Source organism: Klebsiella sp. FDAARGOS_511 (genome assembly GCF_003812845.1).
GTDB classification, from domain to species: Bacteria; Pseudomonadota; Gammaproteobacteria; order Enterobacterales; family Enterobacteriaceae; genus Klebsiella; species Klebsiella grimontii.
Genome location: NZ_CP033824.1, coordinates 2,056,132 through 2,079,346, shown reverse-complemented (window position 1 = coordinate 2,079,346; position 23,215 = coordinate 2,056,132). Strand labels below are relative to the sequence as shown.

General features: G+C 55.1%; 23 protein-coding genes and 1 other annotated feature. Of the genes, 16 read left to right on the top strand and 7 right to left on the bottom strand.

All coding sequences use genetic code 11. The features are described from left to right. The first annotated feature begins 260 nt into the window (after positions 1–260). Together sltY and trpR are read left to right on the top strand one after the other, a co-directional pair. Positions 261–2,198 (top strand): murein transglycosylase, encoded by a 1,938-nt coding sequence (gene sltY, locus EGY08_RS10945; protein WP_087828602.1) that lies wholly within the window; start codon positions 261–263, stop codon positions 2,196–2,198. A gap of 117 nt (positions 2,199–2,315) precedes the next feature. Then, entirely contained in the window at positions 2,316–2,648 is a 333-nt protein-coding gene (gene trpR / locus EGY08_RS10940) for a trp operon repressor (RefSeq protein ID WP_004128720.1), read from the top strand. Here the strand turns inward: trpR and yjjX are convergent. Beyond that, complete coding sequence (yjjX, locus tag EGY08_RS10935) at positions 2,635–3,150, bottom strand: inosine/xanthosine triphosphatase (RefSeq protein ID WP_004128722.1); 516 nt, start codon at positions 3,148–3,150, stop codon at positions 2,635–2,637. The two genes, trpR and yjjX, sit on opposite strands and share 14 nt — an antisense overlap. 114 nt (positions 3,151–3,264) lie before the next feature. Between yjjX and gpmB the strand changes: the two genes are divergently transcribed. After that, the gene (gene gpmB, locus EGY08_RS10930; RefSeq protein WP_049115926.1) at positions 3,265–3,912 is read left to right on the top strand and encodes a 2,3-diphosphoglycerate-dependent phosphoglycerate mutase GpmB; all 648 of its coding nucleotides are present in this window, start codon (positions 3,265–3,267) and stop codon (positions 3,910–3,912) included. Here gpmB and robA read toward each other — a convergent pair. Continuing rightward, positions 3,909–4,778, bottom strand: coding sequence for an MDR efflux pump AcrAB transcriptional activator RobA (robA, locus tag EGY08_RS10925; protein ID WP_004128726.1), 870 nt, complete (start codon positions 4,776–4,778; stop codon positions 3,909–3,911). The genes gpmB and robA overlap by 4 nt on opposite strands. Before the next feature lie 209 nt (positions 4,779–4,987). Between robA and creA the strand changes: the two genes are divergently transcribed. The 4 genes from creA to creD are packed head-to-tail and all read left to right on the top strand — an operon-like array spanning position 4,988 to position 9,003. Beyond that, positions 4,988–5,461, top strand: coding sequence for a protein CreA (creA, locus tag EGY08_RS10920; RefSeq protein ID WP_004128728.1), 474 nt, complete (start codon positions 4,988–4,990; stop codon positions 5,459–5,461). A gap of 12 nt (positions 5,462–5,473) precedes the next feature. After that, complete coding sequence (gene creB, locus EGY08_RS10915) at positions 5,474–6,163, top strand: two-component system response regulator CreB (RefSeq protein WP_004128730.1); 690 nt, start codon at positions 5,474–5,476, stop codon at positions 6,161–6,163. Continuing rightward, entirely contained in the window at positions 6,163–7,587 is a 1,425-nt protein-coding gene (creC, locus tag EGY08_RS10910; protein ID WP_123828481.1) for a two-component system sensor histidine kinase CreC, read from the top strand. The genes creB and creC overlap by 1 nt, the downstream gene beginning before the upstream one ends. Before the next feature lie 57 nt (positions 7,588–7,644). Beyond that, a complete protein-coding gene (gene creD, locus EGY08_RS10905; protein ID WP_177447636.1) occupies positions 7,645–9,003 on the top strand; it encodes a cell envelope integrity protein CreD in 1,359 nt (452 codons plus the stop codon). A gap of 55 nt (positions 9,004–9,058) precedes the next feature. Here creD and arcA read toward each other — a convergent pair whose 3' ends face one another. Beyond that, entirely contained in the window at positions 9,059–9,775 is a 717-nt protein-coding gene (arcA, locus tag EGY08_RS10900) for a two-component system response regulator ArcA (protein ID WP_002887843.1), read from the bottom strand. A gap of 95 nt (positions 9,776–9,870) precedes the next feature. On the opposite strand from arcA, the gene yjjY reads away from it, so the two are divergent. The 6 genes from yjjY to thrC all read left to right on the top strand — a co-directional run bounded on the left by yjjY (position 9,871) and on the right by thrC (position 16,136). Next, complete coding sequence (gene yjjY / locus EGY08_RS10895; protein ID WP_001541509.1) at positions 9,871–10,011, top strand: protein YjjY; 141 nt, start codon at positions 9,871–9,873, stop codon at positions 10,009–10,011. Positions 10,012–10,409: 398 nt separating this feature from the next. Continuing rightward, positions 10,410–11,096: a tRNA/rRNA methyltransferase gene (locus tag EGY08_RS10890; protein ID WP_049115930.1), complete on the top strand. Its 687-nt coding sequence runs from the start codon at positions 10,410–10,412 to the stop codon at positions 11,094–11,096. Between the two features lie 212 nt (positions 11,097–11,308). Then, positions 11,309–11,377 (top strand): thr operon leader peptide, encoded by a 69-nt coding sequence (gene thrL, locus EGY08_RS10885; protein ID WP_004222578.1) that lies wholly within the window; start codon positions 11,309–11,311, stop codon positions 11,375–11,377. Next, positions 11,316–11,433: a sequence feature (Thr leader region), on the top strand. It overlaps the preceding gene by 62 nt. A 25-nt stretch (positions 11,434–11,458) precedes the next feature. Continuing rightward, entirely contained in the window at positions 11,459–13,921 is a 2,463-nt protein-coding gene (thrA, locus tag EGY08_RS10880; RefSeq protein WP_004128737.1) for a bifunctional aspartate kinase/homoserine dehydrogenase I, read from the top strand. Between the two features lies 1 nt (position 13,922). Next, positions 13,923–14,852: a homoserine kinase gene (gene thrB / locus EGY08_RS10875; RefSeq protein ID WP_004128739.1), complete on the top strand. Its 930-nt coding sequence runs from the start codon at positions 13,923–13,925 to the stop codon at positions 14,850–14,852. 3 nt (positions 14,853–14,855) lie between these two features. Beyond that, complete coding sequence (gene thrC / locus EGY08_RS10870; RefSeq protein ID WP_004128741.1) at positions 14,856–16,136, top strand: threonine synthase; 1,281 nt, start codon at positions 14,856–14,858, stop codon at positions 16,134–16,136. A 51-nt stretch (positions 16,137–16,187) separates the two neighbouring features. On the opposite strand, the gene yaaA is transcribed toward thrC, so the two are convergent. Further along, positions 16,188–16,961 carry a peroxide stress protein YaaA gene (yaaA, locus tag EGY08_RS10865; protein ID WP_004128743.1) on the bottom strand — a complete coding sequence of 258 codons (774 nt, stop codon included), beginning with the start codon at positions 16,959–16,961 and terminating at the stop codon, positions 16,188–16,190. Between the two features lie 77 nt (positions 16,962–17,038). Beyond that, positions 17,039–18,469 carry an alanine/glycine:cation symporter family protein gene (locus EGY08_RS10860; RefSeq protein WP_087828605.1) on the bottom strand — a complete coding sequence of 477 codons (1,431 nt, stop codon included), beginning with the start codon at positions 18,467–18,469 and terminating at the stop codon, positions 17,039–17,041. A gap of 203 nt (positions 18,470–18,672) precedes the next feature. Between EGY08_RS10860 and tal the strand changes: the two genes are divergently transcribed. The 3 genes from tal (at position 18,673) to EGY08_RS10845 (ending at position 21,744) form a co-directional block, all read left to right on the top strand. Then, the gene (gene tal / locus EGY08_RS10855; RefSeq protein ID WP_004098458.1) at positions 18,673–19,626 is read left to right on the top strand and encodes a transaldolase; all 954 of its coding nucleotides are present in this window, start codon (positions 18,673–18,675) and stop codon (positions 19,624–19,626) included. Between the two features lie 99 nt (positions 19,627–19,725). After that, the gene (gene mog / locus EGY08_RS10850; protein WP_004128747.1) at positions 19,726–20,313 is read left to right on the top strand and encodes a molybdopterin adenylyltransferase; all 588 of its coding nucleotides are present in this window, start codon (positions 19,726–19,728) and stop codon (positions 20,311–20,313) included. 120 nt (positions 20,314–20,433) lie between these two features. Next, on the top strand, positions 20,434–21,744 hold the full coding sequence (locus EGY08_RS10845; RefSeq protein WP_004128749.1) for an MFS transporter: 1,311 nt from the start codon (positions 20,434–20,436) through the stop codon (positions 21,742–21,744). A 46-nt stretch (positions 21,745–21,790) separates the two neighbouring features. On the opposite strand, the gene satP is transcribed toward EGY08_RS10845, so the two are convergent. Together satP and msyB are read right to left on the bottom strand one after the other, a co-directional pair. Beyond that, positions 21,791–22,357 carry an acetate uptake transporter gene (satP, locus tag EGY08_RS10840; RefSeq protein ID WP_004128752.1) on the bottom strand — a complete coding sequence of 189 codons (567 nt, stop codon included), beginning with the start codon at positions 22,355–22,357 and terminating at the stop codon, positions 21,791–21,793. An 88-nt stretch (positions 22,358–22,445) separates the two neighbouring features. Next, positions 22,446–23,195: an acidic protein MsyB gene (msyB, locus tag EGY08_RS10835; protein ID WP_049115934.1), complete on the bottom strand. Its 750-nt coding sequence runs from the start codon at positions 23,193–23,195 to the stop codon at positions 22,446–22,448. Positions 23,196–23,215: the final 20 nt, after the last annotated feature.

Here is a 23,215-nt window from a genome sequence, read left to right as displayed (position 1 = left end):
TCTTTTATATACTCTTCATCCCTCAGGCTAGCTTGATGCAGCCAGAATGATTTTGAGTAGGGTAGTGAATAGTTTTCAAAGGCGAAGTGTAGCCTTTTTCGCGCTTTAATCCCAGCGAGGCGATGGGATTCACAAAAGCGTAAAAAAATGTCCGGGACGTGGCGCGATTCGCGTTGTCTGATTAGCATATCTACGTAATACCTGAAATTTTTGCCCGCGGCATGATGCTGTTGTGGTGTATCTGAATAGAGGAAGAGCTTGTGGAAAAAGCCAAAACTGTGACGTGGCGTCTTCTGGCCGCCGGCGTAAGTCTGCTGACGTTAAGCCAACTGGCGCATGCGGATTCACTGGATGAACAGCGCAGCCGCTATGCTCAAGTTAAACAGGCGTGGGACAGTCGACAAATGGATGTCGTCAATCAGCTGATGCCCACGCTAACGACCTATCCGCTCTATCCTTATCTCCAGTACCGGCAGATTACCGATGATCTGATGAACCAACCGGCGCTGGTGGTGACCAATTTTATCGCCGCCAACCCTACGCTGCCTCCCGCGCGTTCGCTGAAATCACGGTTCGTCAACGAACTGGCGCGCCGCAGCGACTGGCGCGGCCTGCTGGCCTTCAGCCCGGATAAGCCGACCGGCACCGAGGCGCAGTGCAATTACTACTATGCGAAGTGGAACGTCGGCCAGGCTCAGGAGGCCTGGGACGGGGCGAAAGCGCTGTGGCTGAGCGGCAAAAGCCAGCCAAACGCCTGTGACCAGCTATTTGGCGCCTGGCGCGCCTCCGGCCAGCAGGATCCGCTGGCCTACCTTGAACGCATTCGCCTGGCGATGAAAGCGGGTAATACCAGTCTGGTACGGGTCCTGGCCCAGCAGATGCCTGCCGATTATCAAACCATTTCGACGGCGGTCATCGCGTTGGCTAACGATCCCAATAGCGTGATGACCTTCGCCCGCACAACCGGTGCGACGGATTTCACCCGCCAGATGGCGGCAGTCGCGTTTGCCAGCGTTGCCCGGCAGGATGTGGAAAACGCGCGCCTGATGATCCCCTCATTAGCGCAGGCGCAGCAGCTCAATGAAGATCAGATTCAGGAGCTGCGGGATATTGTCGCCTGGCGCCTGATGGGCAGCGACGTGACCGAAGAGCAGGCCATCTGGCGCGACGACGCCATTATGCGTTCGCAATCCACCTCGCTGGTGGAGCGCAGGGTACGTATGGCGCTGGGGCTTGGGGATCGGCGTGGCCTGAACACCTGGCTGGCGCGTTTGCCGATGGAGGCGAAAGAGAAGGACGAATGGCGCTATTGGCAGGCCGATCTGCTGCTGGAGCGCGGACGCGATGACGAAGCGAAAGATATTCTCCGTTCGTTGATGCAGCAGCGCGGCTTCTATCCGATGGTCGCTGCCCAGCGCCTGGGCGAGGAGTACACTTTCCGCATCGACAAAGCGCCGGCGAACCTCGATCCGGCGTTGACCTCGGGGCCGGAAATGGCGCGGGTCCGCGAGCTGATGTACTGGAATATGGATAATACCGCCCGCAGCGAGTGGGCAAATCTGGTCACCAGCAAAACCAAAGATCAGCAGGCGCAGCTGGCTCGTTACGCGTTTAATCAGGACTGGTGGGATCTGAGCGTCCAGGCCACCATCGCCGGAAAACTGTGGGATCAGCTGGAAGAGCGTTTCCCGCTGGCCTATAACGACCTCTTTACCCGCTACATCAGCGGTAAAGATATTCCGCAGAGCTACGCGATGGCCATCGCGCGCCAGGAGAGCGCCTGGAACCCGAAAGCCGGTTCACCGGTTGGCGCCCGCGGTCTGATGCAGATTATGCCGGGTACGGCAACGCATACGGTGAGCATGTTCAGTATTCCCGGCTATAACGGTCCATCGCAGCTGCTGGATCCGGAAATGAACATCAACATTGGTACCAGCTATCTGCAATATGTTTATCAGCAGTTTGGCAATAACCGAATCTTCGCCTCTGCGGCCTATAACGCTGGTCCTGGGCGAGTGCGCACCTGGCGGGGCAACAGCGGCGGACGCATTGACGCGGTGGCGTTTATCGAGAGCATTCCGTTCTCTGAAACGCGCGGCTATGTGAAAAACGTTCTGTCCTATGATGCCTACTATCGCTATTTTATGGGCCAAAAAGACACGCTGCTGAGCGATGCGGAATGGAAGCTGCGTTATTAATACAGCCTCCTTCGGGCAACATCGTATTTCGCGATGTTGCCCGAAACCCGTAGAGTCCGGACAGAAGTATGTTATGCTTTGTACTCGTTAGTGAGTACATTTGACAGGTGGCGTAACATGACCCAACAATCCCCCTATTCAGCGGCCGTGGCCGAACAGCGTCATCAGGAGTGGCTGCGTTTTGTCGCCCTCCTGCAGCAAGCGTACGCCGACGACCTCCATCTGCCGCTTTTACAGCTCATGCTGACGCCCGACGAGCGCGAGGCGCTCGGCACGCGGGTGCGCATCATTGAAGAGTTGCTGCGCGGCGAGATGAGCCAGCGCGAGCTGAAAAATGAACTCGGCGCCGGGATCGCCACCATTACCCGCGGTTCGAACAGCCTCAAATCGGCCCCGGCGGAGCTGCGTCTGTGGCTGGAACAGGCGTTGATTAACGCTAGCGGTAAATAGCGTTATGGAACGGGCTTAGCGCCAGCACGACGGCCTGATGATAAACGCTGCTGCGCGTCAGTTTTCCGGCCGTGAATACGCCGATAGCGCCCTCTTTGCGGCCAATTTCATCGATGCCGGTATGCTGAGACATCACCGGCCCCAGGGCTTCTCCTGCCTGGACTTTTTCAAGAATGACCCGCGGTAGCGGCAGGGTCGCCGAGCGCGCTTCGCCGCGCAGGTTGCCGTCGTCGATCGTCACCCAGCTAAAGGTGCTGCCTTCGTCGATTCCGGCTTCAATGGCGACCCAGAAGTCCGCGTTTGGCCGTGCGCGACGCGCGTTAGCCACGCGATTTCGTGCGCCAGCGCGCGTTTCGTCGCTGCCAAAGGGCTGTTCCGGCACGCCGCTCTCGACGGAGACGGACTCAATGTGGCAGGATCCTTCGCCGAAGATCTCGTTAAAAGCCTGCAGAATTGCCTGAATTTTGGCGGGATTAGTGGTAGCTGAGACAACATGGTGCATAATCAAAACAACTCAGAATTACTAAACATCATCGCAGTATACTCCAAATCATTCTTGCTGCAGGCGGCTATGCTTGTAGCTCGAGGGTTAAGAGCTCAGAACGGATAATAAAGCATGTTACAGGTATACCTTGTTCGCCACGGTGAAACGCAGTGGAACGCCGAGCGACGTATTCAGGGCCAGTCCGACAGCCCGCTTACCGCCCACGGTGAGCGTCAGGCCTGGCAGGTGGGCGAGCGCGCCAGAACGTTGGGGATTACGCATATTATCGCCAGCGATTTAGGCCGGACGCGCCGTACCGCGGAAATCATCGCTGAAGCCTGCGGATGCAGCGTCGTGACCGATTCGCGCTTGCGTGAGCTGGATATGGGCGTGCTTGAAAAGCGCCATATCGACTCGCTGAGCGAAGAAGAGGAGGGTTGGCGTCGACAGCTGGTTAACGGCACGCCCGACGGGCGTATCCCGCAGGGGGAGTCAATGCAGGAGCTGAGCGAGCGTATGCACGCGGCGCTGACGTCTTGTCTGGGATTGCCCGCGGGTAGCCGACCGCTGCTGGTGAGCCACGGGATGGCGCTGGGATGTCTGGTGAGTACGATTCTTGGTCTGCCCGCTTACGCGGAGCGTCGCCTGCGTCTACGCAACTGCTCTATTTCCCGCGTTGACTACCAGCAAAGTCCCTGGCTGGCGTCGGGATGGGTGGTGGAAACCGCGGGGGATGTGTCGCATCTTGATGCCCCCGCGATGGATGAGCTACAGCGTTAACGACGAATCGGGATCAGGTATTCGCAGCGCAGCTGAATAGGCGGTTCCTGATTCCGGCTTTCATCTTCCGGGAAGAAACGTTCGATATCCAGGCCCTTACGACGGGTGAGGTTAAGCATCGGCATGCAGGTGCCGTAAACCGTCAGAATAAACTCCTGCAACCCGGTGCCCAATCCTTCGTAGGTAAACATCACGTATTCGCCGCCTTCCAGTATCACCGGATGGGCGTTATGCAGGTGGCCGTTTGCCAGCTCCGGCGTCAGCGCGGTGGTGTAAAACACCTCCTGCTCATCGTCTTTATCGAGGCTAGGACGCGGCTCATGCAGACCGTATAGCGTCGGGGGAATCGATGGCGTATTGGCGAGGAATTCACGCCAGAACTGGACGCGCATCTGATTACGGAAATCGGAGATCTCCTCGAGCTTACAGGTGTAGCTCTGGGTGACGCCGACCAGCTGAGTGGTATTCAGCGTGACGAATTCATAGTGCGGCATGGTGAACTCGCCCAGACGCAGCGGAGGGCGCATACCGTAGGAGCTCCAGTCTGGAGAGCGTCGGTAGAGGGCTGGCGTCAACGAAAACTGCTTTTTAAAGGCGCGAGTAAAAGTCTGCTGCGAGTCAAAGCGATACTGTAGCGCAATATCAAGAATCGGACGCGCGGTCAGGCGTAGGGCAACCGCCGACTTAGATAAGCGACGGGCGCGAATATAGGCACCGATAGCATGGCCGGTCACGTCCTTGAACATTCTTTGCAGATGCCACTTGGAATAGCCCGCCTTCGCTGCCACATTGTCCAGTGAGAGAGGCTGATCCAGGTGACCTTCCAGCCAGCTAAGGAGATCGCGAATAATCCCTGCTTGATCCATAAAATATCCCCATCCTTAAACTCAGGTGCCTGATACTAAAGGTAGCGGATAATAGCATTTTTTGATGTTTTAGCATTCAGTGTTTTTTTTGCTTTTAAATGCGATTATTCCAGAAGTTCTGGTGGTAATTTTGTAAAGCTGTGATCTATAAAACTTTTCTTCTTAATATGTGATAATCACTCAGCTAAATTTTTAAGAATGGTAACAATATGAAATACAAGAAGTTAGTGGCAGGAATGCTTTTGCTGGCGGGCTGCCAGGTGGCGCAGGCGGAACAAATCGGCTCTGTGGATACCGTATTTAAGTTCCTTGGGCCGGATCATAAAATCGTCGTCGAGGCCTTTGACGACCCGGATGTCCAGAACGTCACGTGCTACATCAGCCGGGCGAAAACCGGAGGAATTAAAGGCGGGTTAGGACTGGCGGAGGATACCTCCGATGCCGCAATTTCCTGTCAGCAGGTGGGGCCGATTGAGCTGACGGATAAAATCAAAAACGGTAAAACTCAGGGCGATGTGGTGTTCCAGAAACGCACCTCGCTGGTATTTAAAAAGCTGCAGGTCGTGCGTTTTTACGATGCCAAACGCAATGCGCTGATCTATTTGACCTATTCGGATAAAATCGTCGATGGCTCGCCGAAAAATGCGCTTAGCGCCGTGCCGATTATGCCATGGAATAAATAACAGGGAACGCCGATGCAACAACCGCGGATCTGGTTGGTGGAAGATGAGATGAGTATCGCGGATACGCTCGTCTACATGCTGCAACAAGAAGGATTTATCGTTACGGCGTTCGAGCGCGGACTCCCTGCGCTGGACGCGGCGCATCATCACCAACCCGACCTCGCGATTCTTGACGTCGGCCTGCCTGATATCAGCGGGTTTGAGCTATGTCGCCGACTGCTGGCCCGCTATCCTGCGCTGCCGGTGCTGTTCCTGACGGCCCGCAGCGAAGAGGTGGATAAGCTGCTCGGCCTGGAAATCGGCGCTGATGATTATATCGCCAAGCCATTTTCTCCCCGTGAAGTTTGCGCCAGGGTTCGCACTGTCCTGCGGCGGCTGCAGAAATTCGCCGCCCCTTCACCGCTTTTGCGCGTGGGGGAGTTCACATTGAATGACGCCGCGGCTCAGGTCACGTGGTGCGGCCAGGGTCTGAATCTGACCCGCTATGAGTTTTTATTATTAAAAACGCTACTTCATTCTCCTGGGCGCATTTTTTCCCGCCAGCTGCTGCTGGAGCAAGTATGGGGCGACGCGAACGAGAGCTTCGACCGTACCGTTGATACCCATATCAAAACGCTGCGCGCTAAGCTGCGAGAAGTGAATCCCGATCTCTCTCCGATCAATACGCACCGCGGTATGGGATACAGCCTTGGAGGCTTCTGATGCGCATCGGTATGCGGCTGCTGATGGGCTACTTTTTGATAGTGGCGATTGCTGCCTGGTTTGTGCTTTCTATCTTCGTTCAGGAGATTAAACCCGGTGTTCGGCGCGCAACGGAAGGGACGCTGATTGATACGGCGACCCTGCTTGCCGGGCTGGCCCGTGAGGATTTACTTTCCGCCAATCCCCAGCATGGGCGCCTGGCCCAGGCTTTTCAAACGCTGCATCGCCAGCCGATCAATGCCAACATTGCCGGCATTAATAAAGTTCGCAACGAATATCACGTCTATATGACCGATGCGCAGGGCAAGGTGGTATTTGATTCCGCGGGCAATGCGCTGGGGCAAGACTATTCGCGCTGGAACGATGTCTGGCTCACTTTACGCGGACAATACGGGGCGCGCAGCACGCGCAGCGATCCAGACGATGATAGTAGCTCGGTGATGTATATTGCCGCGCCGGTGATGGATAATGGTCGAATCATTGGCGTGCTCAGCGTCGGAAAACCCAATCTGGCCATGGCGCCGGTCATCAAACGCAGCGAGCGGCGTATTCTGTGGGCCGGAGGGGCGCTGCTGGGGATCGCGCTACTGATCGGCGTTGCGATGGTATGGTGGATTAACTTTTCCATCGGCAAGCTGGTTCGCTACGCCGACTCCGTGACCGCTGACCGTCCGCTTCCGTTGCCGGACACGGGCAGCAGCGAACTGCGCAAGCTGGCGCAGGCGCTGGAAAGTATGCGCCTTAAACTTGAAGGTAAGAACGCAATTGAGAACTACGTTTATGCGCTGACCCATGAACTAAAGAGCCCGCTAGCGGCGATTCGCGGCGCGGCAGAAATTCTCCGGGAGGCGCCTCCGCCTGAGGTCGCCGCGCGTTTTACCCGCAATATCCTGGCGCAGAATGCGCGAATGCAGTCGCTGGTGGAAAATTTACTTCAGCAGGCCCGGCTGGAGAATCGGCTGGAGATCGCCCAGCGTCCCGTCTCCGTCGCTGCGCTTTTTCGTCGTCTGGCCGAGGAGCGCGACATCGCGCTGGTGGCGAAAAACCTCACACTACGCTGGCAGGAAACGCCCCTGACGGTAGAGGGTGATGGTGAGCTCCTGGCGCAGGCATTGGGCAATCTACTTGATAATGCTATTGATTTCACTCCTGCCGAAGGGGTGATTGTCCTTGGCGCGGAAGAATGTGATGGCGGCGTGCGATTAACCGTATGCGATACGGGAAGCGGTATTCCCGACTACGCGCTGGGGCGTGTTTTCGAGCGTTTCTATTCTCTGCCTCGTGATAATGGCCAAAAAAGCAGCGGCCTGGGGCTGGCGTTTGTTCGTGAAGTTGCGCGCCTGCATCAGGGCGATATCGAGCTGGTTAATCGCCCGGAAGGCGGCGTGTGCGCTTTGCTGAGACTTCACGCTCACTTCACATAGCTTCAAATTCTCCCCACATAGCCCCTTTAAGGTAAGCGCATCACTAAGGAGAGGGCTATGTTGAAATCACCACTATTCTGGAAAATGAGCACCCTGCTGGGGTGTATTTTACTGTTATCGATCCCGCTGATGATCGTCCGGCAACTGATCGTTGAACGCGCGGATTATCGCAGCGAAGTCATTGAGGCTCTGGAGAGCAGTACCAGCGGATCGCAGAAATTGGTCGGGCCGCTGATCGCCATTCCCGTGACCGAGGTATTGACCCGCATTGAGGATAAAAAAGAGGTGACATATCAACGTCACTGGCTGCATTACTGGTTACCTGAGTCGCTGGCGATAGCCGGAAAACAGAACGTTGAATCCAGAAAAATAGGGATTTATGAAGGCCAAATCTGGCACAACGATCTGGGTATTAAGGCGCAATTTGATGTTTCCCGTCTGGCTGAACTCAGAAAAGATAATATTACGTTAGGTAAACCGATTATGGTGGTCGGCGTTAGCGATGCACGCGGGATTGGCACCATTATTGCCCCGAAAATTAATGGAGAGGCGCTGCCGGTGGAACCCGGAATCGGTATCAGCGGCAGCGGAGAGGGAATTCATATGCCAATGCCGCTGTTAACTCCCCAACAAAAAACGCTGGATGTTGAATTCACACTCAATCTGAACGGAACCGGAAGCTTCTCAGTCGCGCCGCTCGGACGCAATAGCCAATTACAGCTGACCAGTAACTGGGCGCATCCTGGTTTCCTGGGCGATTTTCTCCCGGTTAGTCGTGAGGTTTCCCCATCAGGTTATAGCGCCCGCTGGCAGAGTAGCTGGTTTGCGAACAATATGGCCCGGTTTTTTATGGACGATCGCGAGATTGAGTGGCGTCAACTGCCCGCTTTCAACGTTAACGTTACGACGCCAGCCGATCGGTACCAGCTGACCGATAGGGCGACAAAGTATGCCATTCTACTAATCTCACTTACGTTTATGGCGTTTTTCGTTTTTGAGAGCCTGACTCAGTGCCGTTTACACCCGATGCAGTATCTGCTGGTGGGTTTGTCACTGGTGATGTTCTATCTGATATTACTGGCCCTGTCCGAGCATATTGGCTTTACGCCGTCCTGGATCGTTGCCAGCCTGATAGGGGCGCTGATCAATGGGGTTTATCTGCACGCGGTGCTGAAGGGATGGCGTAGCAGCTTTCTTTTTGTCTGCGCATTACTGCTGCTGGATGGCGTTATGTGGATGCTATTGCGTTCAGAAGATAGCGCGCTGCTATTGGGGACGGGAGTACTACTGCTGGCGCTCAGCGCGCTGATGTTCCTGACGCGTCGCGTTGACTGGTACACGCTATCTCTCCCGAAGCCAAAAGAGAGACTGCCCGAAGACGGTGATGATGGCGATAAGCTGAGGATCTGGAAATAAAAAAAAACGGCGCGAATTGCGCCGTTTTTACGTTATGACAGCAAGAAAAACGGTGTTATTCCTGCAGATCTCCACAGAAGCGGTACCCCTCGCCATGGATGGTGGCGATAATTTCCGGGGTATCCGGAGTGGATTCAAAATGTTTACGAATGCGACGGATGGTTACGTCCACGGTGCGGTCGTGCGGCTTCAGCTCACGGCCGGTCATTTTCTTCAGCAGTTCCGCACGCGACTGGATTTTGCCCGGATTTTCGCAGAAGTGCAGCATGGCGCGGAATTCACTGCGCGGCAGCTTGTACTGCTCACCATTAGGGCTAACCAGCGAACGGCTATTGATATCCAGCTCCCAACCGTTGAACTTATAGCTTTCTACGCTACGGCGTTCTTCGCTCACGGTACCAAGGTTCATGGTACGGGAGAGCAGGTTGCGCGCGCGAATCGTCAGTTCACGTGGGTTGAAAGGTTTAGTGATATAATCATCGGCACCGATTTCGAGGCCAAGGATTTTATCCACTTCGTTATCGCGGCCGGTGAGGAACATCAGCGCGACGTCCGCCTGCTCACGCAGCTCGCGTGCTAACAGGAGACCATTTTTGCCTGGCAGGTTGATATCCATGATCACCAGGTTGATATCATTTTCAGACAGGATCTGATGCATTTCCGCGCCATCGGTCGCTTCGAATACATCATAACCTTCTGCTTCGAAAATACTTTTTAACGTGTTGCGTGTTACCAACTCGTCTTCAACGATAAGAATGTGCGGGGTCTGCATGTTTGCTACCTAAATTGCCAACTAAATCGAAACAGGAAGTACCAAAGTCCCTGACCTGCCTGGTGCATGTCGCAAATTAACATGCCCGGCGTAACATGACTAAAGTACGTAATTGCGTTCTTGATGCACTTTCCATCAACGTCAACAACATCATTAGCTTGGTCGTGGGTACTTTCCCTCTGGACCCGACGGTGTCAAAAACGGCTGTCATCCTAACCATTTTAACAGCAACATAACAGGCTAAGTGAGGCATGACACCCAATAAAACTACGCTTCGTTGACATATATCAAGTTCAATTGTAGCACGTTAACAGTCTTGTGAAATCATTGCATCTAAACGGGATTCATCGTCACAATTCATATCATGCGCAATTAGTTACGCTAAGAAAATAATAAACGTGATGAATCCAAAGCCTAAAAACGTATTCGGACATAAATTTCATTGCCAAACATACGGATAAAGCTGTTCTGTTAACATACTCTGTGACACGGTGCCTTGGGAATAGTTTAGTTTTTTTTATGGGTGATAAAGCTCAAATTTAGTGATTTTTGTTGCAAATTTGTAAATTCACGGCGCGTAATATGAAGGGAAAAATCGTCATTCCCGCCGCCTAAAAAGTAAAAGAGAAACCAAATGCGTTTATCAATTGTATTAGTCTCCCCGGCGCGGGCAGAAAACGTGGGCGCGGCAGCCAGAGCGATGAAAACCATGGGGTTTAGCGATATGCGTATCGTCGATAGCGATGCTCATTTGCAGCCTGCGGCGCGCTGGGTCGCGCACGGTTCTGGCGAGATCCTCGACAATGTTAAAACTTATGCCACGCTTGAGCAGGCGCTGCACGATGTCGATTTTACCGTCGCCACTACCGCCCGTAGCCGGGCGCGTTTTCACTACTACGCGACGCCGCAGCAGCTCTTGCCGCTGCTGGAAGAAAAAGCGCAATGGATGCATCATGCCGCGCTGGTGTTTGGCCGGGAAGATTCCGGATTAACCAACGAAGAGCTGGCCCTTGCCGATGTGCTGAGCGGCGTGCAGATGGTGGCTGACTATCCCTCGCTCAATCTGGGGCAGTCGGTGATGGTCTATTGTTATCAGCTGACCTCGTTGTTGCAGAATACCCCGCCAACATCCGCTAGCGTGGATGACAATCAGCTGCAGGCGCTACGCCTTCGCACTCGCGATCTGCTCGAGCGCCTCGGCGTGGGTGACGATATAAAACTGACCGACTGGCTCCAGCAGCGAATGGGTCTTTTGCAGCAGCGGGATACTGCCATGCTGCATCGTTTACTGCACGATATTGAAAAAAACCTTCCAGGTTAAAGTTCTGTCATACCATTTTCATATGGTCTTATGTGCTAATTATTGGCCTCCTGATGCGCAAATGCGGATGAATTATCAGGCGGCCATGGCGTATTGGCCAGGTGTGAAAAAATGGGCCAAAAGTAGAAATTCGTTGACTTAAGTCGACAGATACTTTAACCAATATAGGCACAGGACACAGACAGATAAAAATTACAGAGTACACAACATCCATGAATCGCATCGGCATGATCACCACGATTATCACCACCACTATTACCACAGGTAACGGTGCGGGCTGACGCGTACAGGAAACACAGAAAAAAGCCCGCACCTGAACAGTGCGGGCTTTTTTTTCGATAAAAAATCAAGGGGTCATAACCATGCGTGTGTTGAAGTTCGGCGGTACATCAGTGGCAAATGCAGAACGTTTTCTGCGTGTTGCCGATATTCTGGAGAGTAATGCCAGGCAGGGGCAGGTAGCGACCGTACTATCTGCCCCGGCGAAGATCACTAACCATCTGGTTGCGATGATCGAAAAAACCATTGGCGGGCAGGATGCGCTGACCAATATCGCCGATGCCGAACGCATTTTCACCGAACTTCTGCAAGGTCTCGCCGATGCACAACCGGGCTTTCCGCTTGCGCCGCTGAAAGCTTTTGTTGAGCAGGAATTCGCGCAAATCAAACACGTCCTGCACGGCATTAGTCTGCTTGGGCAGTGCCCGGATAGCGTTAATGCGTCCCTTATTTGCCGGGGAGAAAAGCTCTCTATCGCCATTATGGCAGGCTTGCTGGAAGCGCGCGGTCATGACGTCACGGTGATCAACCCGGTTGAAAAACTGCTTGCCGTTGGCCATTACCTCGAATCCACCGTTGATATCGCCGAGTCGACTCGGCGTATTGCCGCCAGCCAGATCCCGGCTGACCATATGGTGCTGATGGCGGGCTTCACCGCGGGTAACGAAAAAGGTGAGCTGGTGGTGCTGGGGCGTAACGGTTCTGACTACTCAGCAGCAGTGCTGGCCGCCTGCCTGCGCGCCGACTGCTGCGAGATCTGGACCGACGTTGACGGTGTTTATACCTGCGACCCGCGTCAGGTTCCGGATGCGCGTTTGCTGAAGTCGATGTCCTATCAGGAAGCGATGGAGCTCTCCTACTTCGGCGCTAAAGTTTTGCACCCGCGTACTATTGCCCCTATCGCCCAGTTCCAGATCCCCTGTTTAATCAAAAACACCGGCAATCCGCAGGCGCCGGGTACGCTTATCGGCGCCAGCAGCGATGAAGACGATTTGCCGGTGAAGGGGATCTCCAACCTCAATAATATGGCGATGTTCAACGTCTCCGGTCCGGGGATGAAGGGCATGGTTGGCATGGCGGCGCGCGTGTTCGCCACCATGTCCCGCGCGGGAATCTCCGTTGTTCTTATTACCCAGTCCTCTTCTGAATACAGCATCAGCTTCTGCGTGCCGCAGAGCGATTGCGTTCGGGCGAAGCGGGTGATGGAAGATGAATTTTATCTGGAGCTGAAGGAGGGGCTGCTTGAGCCGCTGTCGATAATGGAGCGCCTGGCGATTATATCCGTTGTTGGTGACGGTATGCGCACGCTGCGCGGAATTTCTGCGAAGTTCTTCGCTGCGCTGGCCCGCGCCAATATCAACATTGTCGCTATTGCTCAGGGCTCTTCCGAGCGCTCTATCTCCGTTGTCGTCAGCAACGATGACGCCACCACCGGCGTGCGCGTGACTCACCAGATGCTGTTCAATACCGATCAGGTTATTGAAGTGTTTGTCATTGGCATCGGCGGCGTCGGCGGTGCGTTGATCGAACAGATCAAACGCCAGCAGAGCTGGCTGAAGAGTAAGCATATCGACCTGCGCGTTTGCGGCGTGGCCAACTCTCGCGCCTTGCTGACTAACGTACACGGCCTGAACCTTGAACACTGGCGCGACGAGCTGGCGGAAGCCAAAGAGTCGTTCAATCTGGGCCGACTCATTCGTCTGGTGAAAGAGTACCACCTGTTGAATCCGGTGATTGTCGACTGTACCTCCAGCCAGGCCGTGGCCGATCAGTACGCCGATTTCCTGCGCGAAGGGTTCCACGTGGTCACGCCGAACAAAAAGGCCAATACCTCATCGCTGGATTACTATCATCAGCTGCGCCACGCCGCAAGCAGCTCACGGCGTAAGTTTTTATACGACACCAACGTCGGCGCGGGGCTGCCGGTTATCGAAAACCTGCAAAATTTGCTGAACGCGGGCGATGAGCTGCTGCACTTTTCCGGTATTCTGTCTGGCTCGCTGTCGTTTATCTTCGGCAAACTCGATGAGGGCGTGAGCTTTTCTGAGGCGACCAGGCTGGCGCGTGAGATGGGCTATACCGAACCGGATCCGCGCGACGACCTTTCTGGCGTTGATGTCGCGCGTAAGTTGCTGATCCTCGCGCGTGAAACCGGGCGTGAGCTTGAACTGTCTGACATTATCGTGGAACCGGTGCTGCCGGCGGAGTTTGATGCCAGCGGCGATGTTGACAGCTTTATGGCGCGGTTGCCTTCTCTGGATGATGAGTTTGCCTCGCGGGTCGCCAAAGCGCGCGATGAAGGTAAGGTCTTGCGCTATGTCGGTAATATCGAAGAGGATGGCACCTGTCGCGTCAAAATCGCCGCGGTTGATGGCAACGATCCGCTGTTTAAAGTGAAAAACGGCGAGAATGCGCTGGCGTTCTACAGCCACTATTACCAGCCGCTGCCGCTGGTGCTGCGCGGTTATGGCGCGGGGAACGATGTGACGGCGGCTGGCGTATTCGCCGACCTGCTGCGTACCCTGTCATGGAAGTTAGGAGTTTAAGATGGTCAAAGTATATGCCCCGGCTTCCAGTGCCAATATGAGCGTCGGCTTTGACGTGCTGGGCGCGGCGGTCACGCCGGTTGATGGCACTCTGCTAGGGGACAACGTCTCGGTTGAGGCGGCGACGAGCTTCAGCCTGCAAAACGTGGGTCGGTTCGCCAGCAAACTGCCGACGGCGCCACAGGAAAACATCGTCTATCAATGCTGGGAGCGTTTTTGCCAGGAGATTGGCAAAAAGGTTCCGGTGGCGATGACGCTGGAAAAAAACATGCCGATCGGTTCCGGGCTGGGCTCCAGCGCCTGTTCCGTGGTCGCCGCGCTGGTGGCGATGAATGAATTTTGCGGCAAGCCGCTCAATGAGAGCCGGATGCTGGCGCTGATGGGGGAGATGGAAGGGCGGATTTCCGGCAGTATCCATTACGATAACGTCGCGCCGTGCTATCTGGGCGGGATACAATTGATGCTTGAGGAAAACGGCATCATCAGTCAGCAGATTCCGGCCTTCGACGAGTGGCTGTGGGTGCTGGCCTATCCGGGGATTAAGGTCTCAACGGCGGAAGCGCGGGCAATTCTGCCGGCGCAGTATCGCCGTCAGGACTGTATTGCCCACGGTCGTCATCTGGCGGGCTTTATTCACGCCTGCTATTCCCGCCAGCCTCAGCTGGCGGCGAAATTGATGAAAGACGTGATTGCCGAACCGTATCGTACCAAACTACTGCCGGGCTTCAGCGAAGCGCGTCAGGCAGCAATGGAAATTGGCGCGCAGGCATGCGGCATTTCCGGTTCCGGTCCAACCTTGTTCGCATTATGCGATAAACCGGAAACCGCGCAGCGCGTCGCCGACTGGCTGGCTACGCACTATCTGCAAAATCAGGAAGGCTTCGTTCATATTTGCCGGCTGGACACGGCGGGCGCTCGAGTAGTGGGATAACCAATGAAACTCTATAACTTAAAAGATCATAACGAACAGGTCAGCTTTGCGCAGGCCGTCACTCAGGGGCTTGGCAAGCATCAGGGGCTGTTCTTTCCGCACGATCTGCCGGAATTCAGCCTGAGTGAAATCGACGAAATGCTGCAGCAGGACTTCGTGTCGCGTAGCGCGAAAATCCTGTCGGCATTTATCGGCGACGAGATCCCGCATGATGTTCTGCAAGAACGCATCGGCAACGCGTTCACCTTCCCGGCGCCGGTCAGCAAAGTGCAGGATGATGTCGGCTGCCTCGAGCTGTTCCACGGCCCGACTCTGGCGTTTAAGGACTTCGGCGGCCGCTTTATGGCGCAGATGCTGACCCATATCGCCGGCGACAAACCGGTCACTATTCTGACGGCCACCTCCGGCGACACCGGCGCGGCGGTTGCGCACGCGTTTTATGGCCTGCCAAACGTCAAAGTGGTCATTCTCTATCCGCGCGGCAAAATCAGCCCGCTGCAGGAAAAGCTGTTCTGTACCCTCGGTGGCAACATTGAAACTGTGGCAATCGACGGTGATTTTGATGCCTGCCAGGCGCTGGTTAAGCAGGCCTTTGATGATGAAGAGCTGAAGGCTGCTCTGGGTCTGAACTCGGCTAACTCAATCAATATCAGCCGTCTGCTGGCGCAGATTTGTTACTATTTTGAAGCCGTTGCTCAGCTGCCTCAGGAAGCCCGTAATCAGCTGGTTATCTCTGTACCCAGCGGTAACTTTGGCGATCTTACTGCCGGTCTGCTGGCCAAATCCCTGGGTCTGCCAATCAAACGCTTTATCGCGGCGACTAACGCCAATGACACCGTGCCGCGCTTCCTGCAGGACGGTAACTGGTCGCCGAAAGCGACTCAGGCCACGCTGTCCAACGCCATGGACGTCAGCCAGCCGAACAACTGGCCGCGCGTGGAAGAGCTATTCCGTCGTAAAATCTGGCGTCTGAATGAGCTGGGCTACGCGGCAGTGGATGATGAAACCACCAAAGAGACCATGCGTGAGCTGAAGGCCATCGGCTATACCTCAGAACCGCATGCGGCAATTGCCTATCGCGCGCTGCGCGACCAGCTGCAGCCGGGCGAGTACGGCCTGTTCCTCGGCACGGCGCATCCGGCGAAATTTAAAGAGAGCGTGGAAGAGATTCTGCAAGAGACGCTGCCGCTGCCAAAAGAGCTGGCCGATCGCGCAGACCTGCCGCTGCTGTCGCATAACCTGCCGGCCGATTTTGCCGCGCTGCGTAAGCTGATGATGGGTTAAATCCGAACTCACGCTCCCCTGCTGCGTTATCCGCGGCAGGGGAGTTTTCTTTTACTGCTCGTGGCGTTTAAAGACCAACTCCCCTTTACCCGACGCGTCGGCGTCAAAGAAATAACCTTCGCTATCAAAGCGGGTCAGCTGCTCCGGCTTCGTTAAGCGATTCTCAATGATGTAACGACTCATCAAGCCGCGCGCTTTTTTAGCGTAGAAGCTGATCACTTTAAACTTGCCGTTTTTTTCATCGAGGAATACCGGCTTAATCAACTGGCCCTCAAGCCGTTTGGGTTTTACCGACCTGAAGTACTCATCAGAGGCCAGATTTACTACAATATCGTCGCCCTGGGCTTTCAGCGCCTGATTCAGCTTATCGGTAATCACGTCTCCCCAATAGTGATACAGATCTTTGCCTTTCGCGTTCTCAAGCTTAATCCCCATTTCCAGGCGGTAAGGTTGCATCAGATCCAGCGGGCGCAGAACGCCATACAGCCCGGAAAGCATTCGCAGATGCTGCTGGGCGAAATCGAAATCAGCCTCGCTAAAGGTTTCTGCCTGCAGGCCGGTATAGACATCCCCCTTAAACGCCAGAATCGCCTGGCGGGCGTTGTCCGGGGTGAAGTCTGGCTGCCAGTCGTGAAAGCGGGTCGCGTTCAGGTCAGCCAGCTTGTCGCTGATGCCCATCAGTTTGCCAATCTGTGGCGCCGACAGCTGGCGGGCAATGCCGATAAGCTCCTGAGAGTGTTCCAGCAGTTCAGGTTGGGTATAACGCGTCGTTGCCAGCGGGCTTTGATAATCGAGCGTTTTTGCAGGTGAAATCAGTATGAGCATATCCAGTCCTTGCGGGAAATTTTTGACGACTTTAGCAAAAAAACGTCATGAGAGGATCGATAGCTGCGATTGCCGCGCTATTCGCGCGGCAGGTTGTCCCATGTTCCCGGTACCAGCTGCTGATGAATCTCAGGGTAGCGGGTGACGTCAAATTCCGGCCGCTGGCCCAGCTTCCGCTGCCGCAGATAATCGCTGGCAATAATGCGCACCGTTGGCGAGAGCAGCAGGATAGCCGTCAGGTTGGTTATCGCCATCAACGCCATGATGGTATCCGCCATCTGCCACACCACCGGTAGGCCGATCATCGCACCGGTAGCAACCATGCACAGCGTAAGCAGACGCAGCAGCCAGATATTACGGTCACTATCCATGCGGAGAAAAATGAGATTATTTTCGGCATAGATATAGTTTGCGACGATCGAGCTGAAGGCAAACAGTAGCACTATGATAGCGACAAAGCTGGAACCCCAGTCGCCGATGAGGTTGTTCATCGAGTGCTGAATAGCCTGAATGCCGTTCACCGCTTCTGCATTGCCGTCTCGCGGCGCCAGCATGATGATCACGGCGCTGGCGGTACAGATCACGATGGTGTCAATGAAAACGCCAATCATCTGTACGATCCCCTGCGCCGCTGGGTGAGGGGGCCAGGAGGCAGCGGCGGCGGCGGAATTAGGCGTTGACCCCATCCCCGCTTCATTGGAAAACATCCCGCGCTGAAAGCCGCTGGTTAGCGCCTGGCTGATGGTATAGCCGACTGCGCCCGCAGCGGCCTCTTGCCAGCCGAAAGCGCAGCGGAAGATAGTTTCAAAAATCGTTGGCAGGGAGGTGATATGCCACAGACCAATGACCAGACTGGTCGCCACCCATAGCAGGGCCATCACTGGCACGAGCCACTGCATCATTCGCGCTACGCCGCGAATACCGCGAATGATGATCAGCAGGGTCAGAACCGCCAGGACGCCGCCGGTAATCGCCTCAGGTAAATGAAACGCATACGCCATGGCATGGGCAACGGAGTTGGCCTGTACGGTATTAAAGATGACCCCGTAGGCCAGCAGTAGAAAAATGGAAAACAGCACGCCCATCCAGCGCATACCTAGTCCCCGGGCCATATACCAGGCGGGGCCGCCGCGAAACTGCCCGCGGGAGTCGCGCTCTTTATAAAGCTGGGCGAGAGAGCATTCGGCAAAGCTGCTGGCCATACCGAGCAGCGCCGAGATCCACATCCAAAATACGGCGCCGGGGCCGCCTGCGGCAATGGCCAGCGCAACGCCTGCCATATTGCCGCTGCCCACGCGCGCCGCCAGACTCATACACAGCGCCTGAAAAGACGTTAAGCCGCCGGGCTGCGGCTGAAGGCTCTTTTTCAGACTTTTGCTGAACTGGCGGATATAACGGAACTGAATGAATTTTGTTCGCCAGGTAAACCAGACGCCGGCGCCCAGTAACAGATAAATCATTACCGAGCCCCAGAGTATTTCATTGATAAACGAAAGAAAATCAGGCATCAAGCATCCTCTTGCCCATATCGGTGCGCAAGTGTAAGCGCTACCAATCCAGTGACAATCCTTTAGTGTTCAGGTAATTAATTGGCCCAGTTTATCACACTCTGCGCTCATGCATTGTAGGCGGTTGCGCTGCCCCGGCAGCGTGTTATCATCTTGGCAGACCGGTTACATCCCCTTAACTGCTGTTTAAGAGAAACACTATCATGACGGATAAATTGACCTCTCTGCGTCAGTACACCACTGTCGTAGCTGATACCGGAGATATCGCGGCAATGAAGCTGTATCAGCCTCAGGACGCCACGACTAACCCTTCTTTGATTCTCGGCGCGGCTCAGATCCCTGAGTACCGTAAGCTGATCGATGACGCTGTTGCCTGGGCTCGCGGCCAGAGCAGCGACCGCGCGCAGCAGATTATCGATGCTTCCGATAAGCTGGCGGTGAACATTGGTCTTGAAATCCTTAAGCTGATCCCTGGCCGTATTTCCACCGAAGTCGATGCTCGCCTGTCCTATGACACCGAGGCATCTATCGCCAAAGCTAAGCGCCTTATCAAGCTGTACAACGATGCCGGCATCGGCAACGATCGCATTCTGATCAAACTGGCTTCGACCTGGCAGGGCATCCGCGCCGCTGAGCAGCTGGAAAAAGAAGGCATCAACTGCAACCTGACGCTGCTGTTCTCCTTCGCTCAGGCACGTGCCTGCGCCGAAGCGGGCGTATTCCTGATTTCTCCGTTCGTTGGCCGTATCCTCGACTGGTACAAAGCCAATACCGATAAGAAAGAGTACGCGCCGGCAGAAGATCCGGGCGTGGTTTCGGTAAGCGAAATCTACGAATACTACAAACAGCACGGCTACGAGACGGTGGTTATGGGCGCAAGCTTCCGTAACCTCGGCGAGATCCTGGAGCTGGCTGGCTGTGACCGCCTGACTATCGCTCCGGCCCTGCTGAAAGAGCTGGCGGAAAGCGAAGGCGCTATCGAGCGTAAATTGGCCTTTAGCGGCGAAGTTAAAGCGCGTCCGGCTCGTATCACCGAATCCGAGTTCCTGTGGCAGCACAACCAGGATCCGATGGCGGTAGACAAACTGGCGGAAGGTATCCGCAAGTTTGCGATCGACCAGGAAAAACTGGAAAAAATGATCGGCGATCTGCTGTAATTCCGCATGTGGCCGACGCCCGTCGGCCACATTAAACTGTCTGCCTTGCTCCCCTCGGTGTATTATTCTGTTTATTAATACTGTTTGAACGGAATAATCATGAACACCTTACGAATCGGCTTAGTTTCCATTTCCGATCGCGCCTCCAGCGGCGTCTATCAGGATAAAGGCATCCCCGCGCTTGAAGCGTGGCTGGCCCGTGCGCTCTCCACGCCTTTCGAATTGCAGACCCGCTTGATCCCGGATGAACAGGTTATTATTGAGCAAACGCTGTGCGAACTGGTTGATGAAATGGGCTGCCATTTGGTGTTGACTACCGGCGGCACGGGCCCGGCCCGTCGTGACGTCACTCCAGATGCGACGTTGGCGATTGCCGATCGGGTTATGCCCGGCTTTGGCGAGCAAATGCGCCAGGTTAGCCTTCACTTCGTACCAACGGCCATTCTTTCTCGTCAGGTTGGCGTCATCCGCAAGCAGGCGCTAATCCTTAATCTGCCCGGGCAGCCAAAAGCTATCGAGGAAACGCTGGAAGGCGTGAAAGATGCGGAAGGCAACGTGCTGGTGCACGGGGTATTTGCAAGTGTACCGTATTGTGTACAGTTGCTTGAGGGGCCCTATGTCGAAACGAACTGCGATGTAGTAGCAGCTTTTCGCCCTAAAAGCGCCAGGCGTGAAACATTATCCTGAATTTCCCACATTCCTGATATAACCTGCATCTCCAGTGGTGTGTTGTTTTATTTACGATATAGTGTTTTTAACTTTACACATTGCGTAGAACATCTTCATACCTCTGGATGATTGCCCGTTATGCCACACTATACCCGACCTCTGAACCGACAGGATTATAAAACACTGACGCTGGCCGCCCTTGGCGGCGCGCTGGAGTTTTATGATTTCATCATCTTTGTCTTCTTCGCCGCCGTTGTCGGCGAGCTATTTTTCCCGGCGGATATCCCGGAGTGGCTGCGCCAGGTGCAGACCTTCGGCATATTTGCGGCGGGCTATTTAGCGCGTCCTCTTGGCGGCATCATTATGGCCCACTTTGGCGATCTGGTCGGGCGTAAGAAAATGTTTACCTTGAGCATTTTACTGATGGCGCTGCCTACGTTGGCGATTGGCCTGCTGCCCACCTACGCGTCGGTGGGCATCGTGGCGCCGCTTTTGCTGCTATTTATGCGTATTCTTCAGGGGGCGGCGATTGGCGGTGAAGTCCCCGGCGCCTGGGTTTTTGTGGCTGAGCATGTGCCGGAAAAAAGAATCGGTATCGCCTGCGGGACGCTGACCGCCGGCCTGACGGTTGGGATCCTGCTGGGATCGGTGGTGGCGACGCTGATTAATACCAACCTGACGCCGCAGGGTATCCATGATGGCGGCTGGCGTATTCCATTCCTGCTGGGCGGCGCGTTTGGGCTCGTTGCCATGTATCTGCGCCGTTGGCTCCAGGAGACGCCTGTTTTCCTCGAAATGCAGCAGCGCAAGGCGTTAGCGCAGGAGCTGCCGGTTAAGGCCGTCGCGCTGAAGCATCAGAAAGCGGTGGCGGTCTCAATGCTGCTAACCTGGCTGTTATCCGCTGGCGTGGTGGTGGTGATCCTGATGTCGCCGGTCTGGCTGCAAAAACACTACGGCTTTGCCCCCGCCATTACCCTGCAGGCGAACAGCATAGCCACCATCATGCTGTGCATTGGCTGCCTGCTGGCAGGCCTGGCCGCCGACCGTTTTGGCGCCAGCCGCACGTTTATTGTCGGCAGCGTATTCCTCGCGGCGGCAAGCTGGGCTTTCTACCATCTTTCCGGCGCTAGCCCGCAGCGTCTGTTTCTGCTCTACGGTACGGTGGGCCTGTGCGTCGGCGTGGTAGGGGCGGTTCCGTATGTGATGGTACGCGCGTTCCCGGCTGAAGTCCGTTTTACCGGTATTTCATTCTCTTATAACGTCTCTTACGCCATCTTTGGCGGCCTGACGCCGATTGCGGTGACCATGCTGATGGGCGTTTCGCCGATGGCGCCCGCGTGGTACGTGCTGGCGCTGTCGTTTATGGGGTTGGGGCTGGGGATTTGGCTACGCCAGGGACTGGATGAGCAGGTCGCTGCGCCGAAAGCTGAACTGCAGCGCCTGCCGTAAATCGATAGGGCTTACTTCGCCGCTCGCGGACGGGCGGCGAAGTTAATTAATGCTTTTCGCCAATTGGCAGAACGGTGCGGCCAAACTGCTCGTTCAGCACTTCACCCATCGCCAGATAGATGGCGCTGCCGCCGCAGACCAGACCGACCCAGCCTGCAATCTTCACAATGCCTTCGTTATCAGCCAGGTGGCCAATCGCCAGCAGCGCGAACAGCACGGTCAGACTGAGAAATACAAACTGAAGCATACGCGCGGCTTTCAGGGTGCCAAAGAACATAAACAAGGTAAAAACGCCCCACAATCCTAGGTACATTCCAAGGAAATGCGCGTTAGGCGCTTCTGCAAGCCCCATTTTCGGCATCAAAAGAATGGCAACCAGCGTCAGCCAAAAAGCGCCGTAAGACGTGAATGCGGTTAAACCAAAAGTGTTGCCTTTTTTAAATTCCAACAGGCCGGCAAAAATCTGCGCAATGCCGCCGTAAAAAATGCCCATCGCCAGGATAGCTACATCAAACGCGAACAGGCCGCTATTTGCCAGGTTAAGCAGAATAGTGGTCATGCCGAAGCCCATAAGGCCCAGCGGTGCCGGATTAGCCAACTTAGTGTTGCCCATAATTCCTCAAAATAATGATTAGAAAGGGAAGCATTCCCCGCCACTCAGCGGCGGGGCGCGGCATAATAATTAGGCGCTGCGTTACTGTCTATGATCTGGCGGGGTATTTTTCACCAATTTCATTTTTCACCTGATGAAGTCTGGTCATTTGCCTCAAACAGGCAATATGCAGTACGGCCGGAATGGTTACGCGATAAGCGCTGCCGCTCACGGCTTTGACGCCATTAAACGCGGCGCCGAGAGGGCCGCCAAGTCCGGCACCGCGCACCAAACCGTGGCCGATTACGCTAACGGCAGCGTGGGTGCGGAGGATCTTCGTCAGACGGGCTTCGAGAAGATGCGAGACGCCCTGCGCCAGCTTATTCGTCTGTAGCAGATAGGGAAGTATCTCTTTATGCTCGTTGACCCGACACTCAACGGCAATGAAAAAGTCAGCCTTCTGCCGATCGTCCATCTTCTTCCAGCTATGTTCCAGAAAGTGCTCCAGAAGATGCTGCTCGATTTCCGGCGTAGACATCTGTTTCTCTACTTTGATTTTTAGCCTCTTGCAGACGTCCAGCAAAATTTCCCGGTAGAACTTTCCGTGACGACGCAGCGTGTTGGCGATGCTGTCGCCGCCAAAGTGCTGGAGCTCGCCGGCAATAAGCTGCCAGTTGCGACGATAGCGTTCAGGGTGCCCGGCCATCGCCTGAAAATTTTCATTACGCAATAGCGAGCTTGAAAGGCGCGGCTTACCATTCTCATTGTGGGTCAGAATTCGGGTGAATGTTTCCAGATGCTCTTCGCTGCAGCGATGAAGAAAAGAGAGGTCTTCATCATCCAGATAATTAATTTTCATAAATCTCAGATAATGTGAAC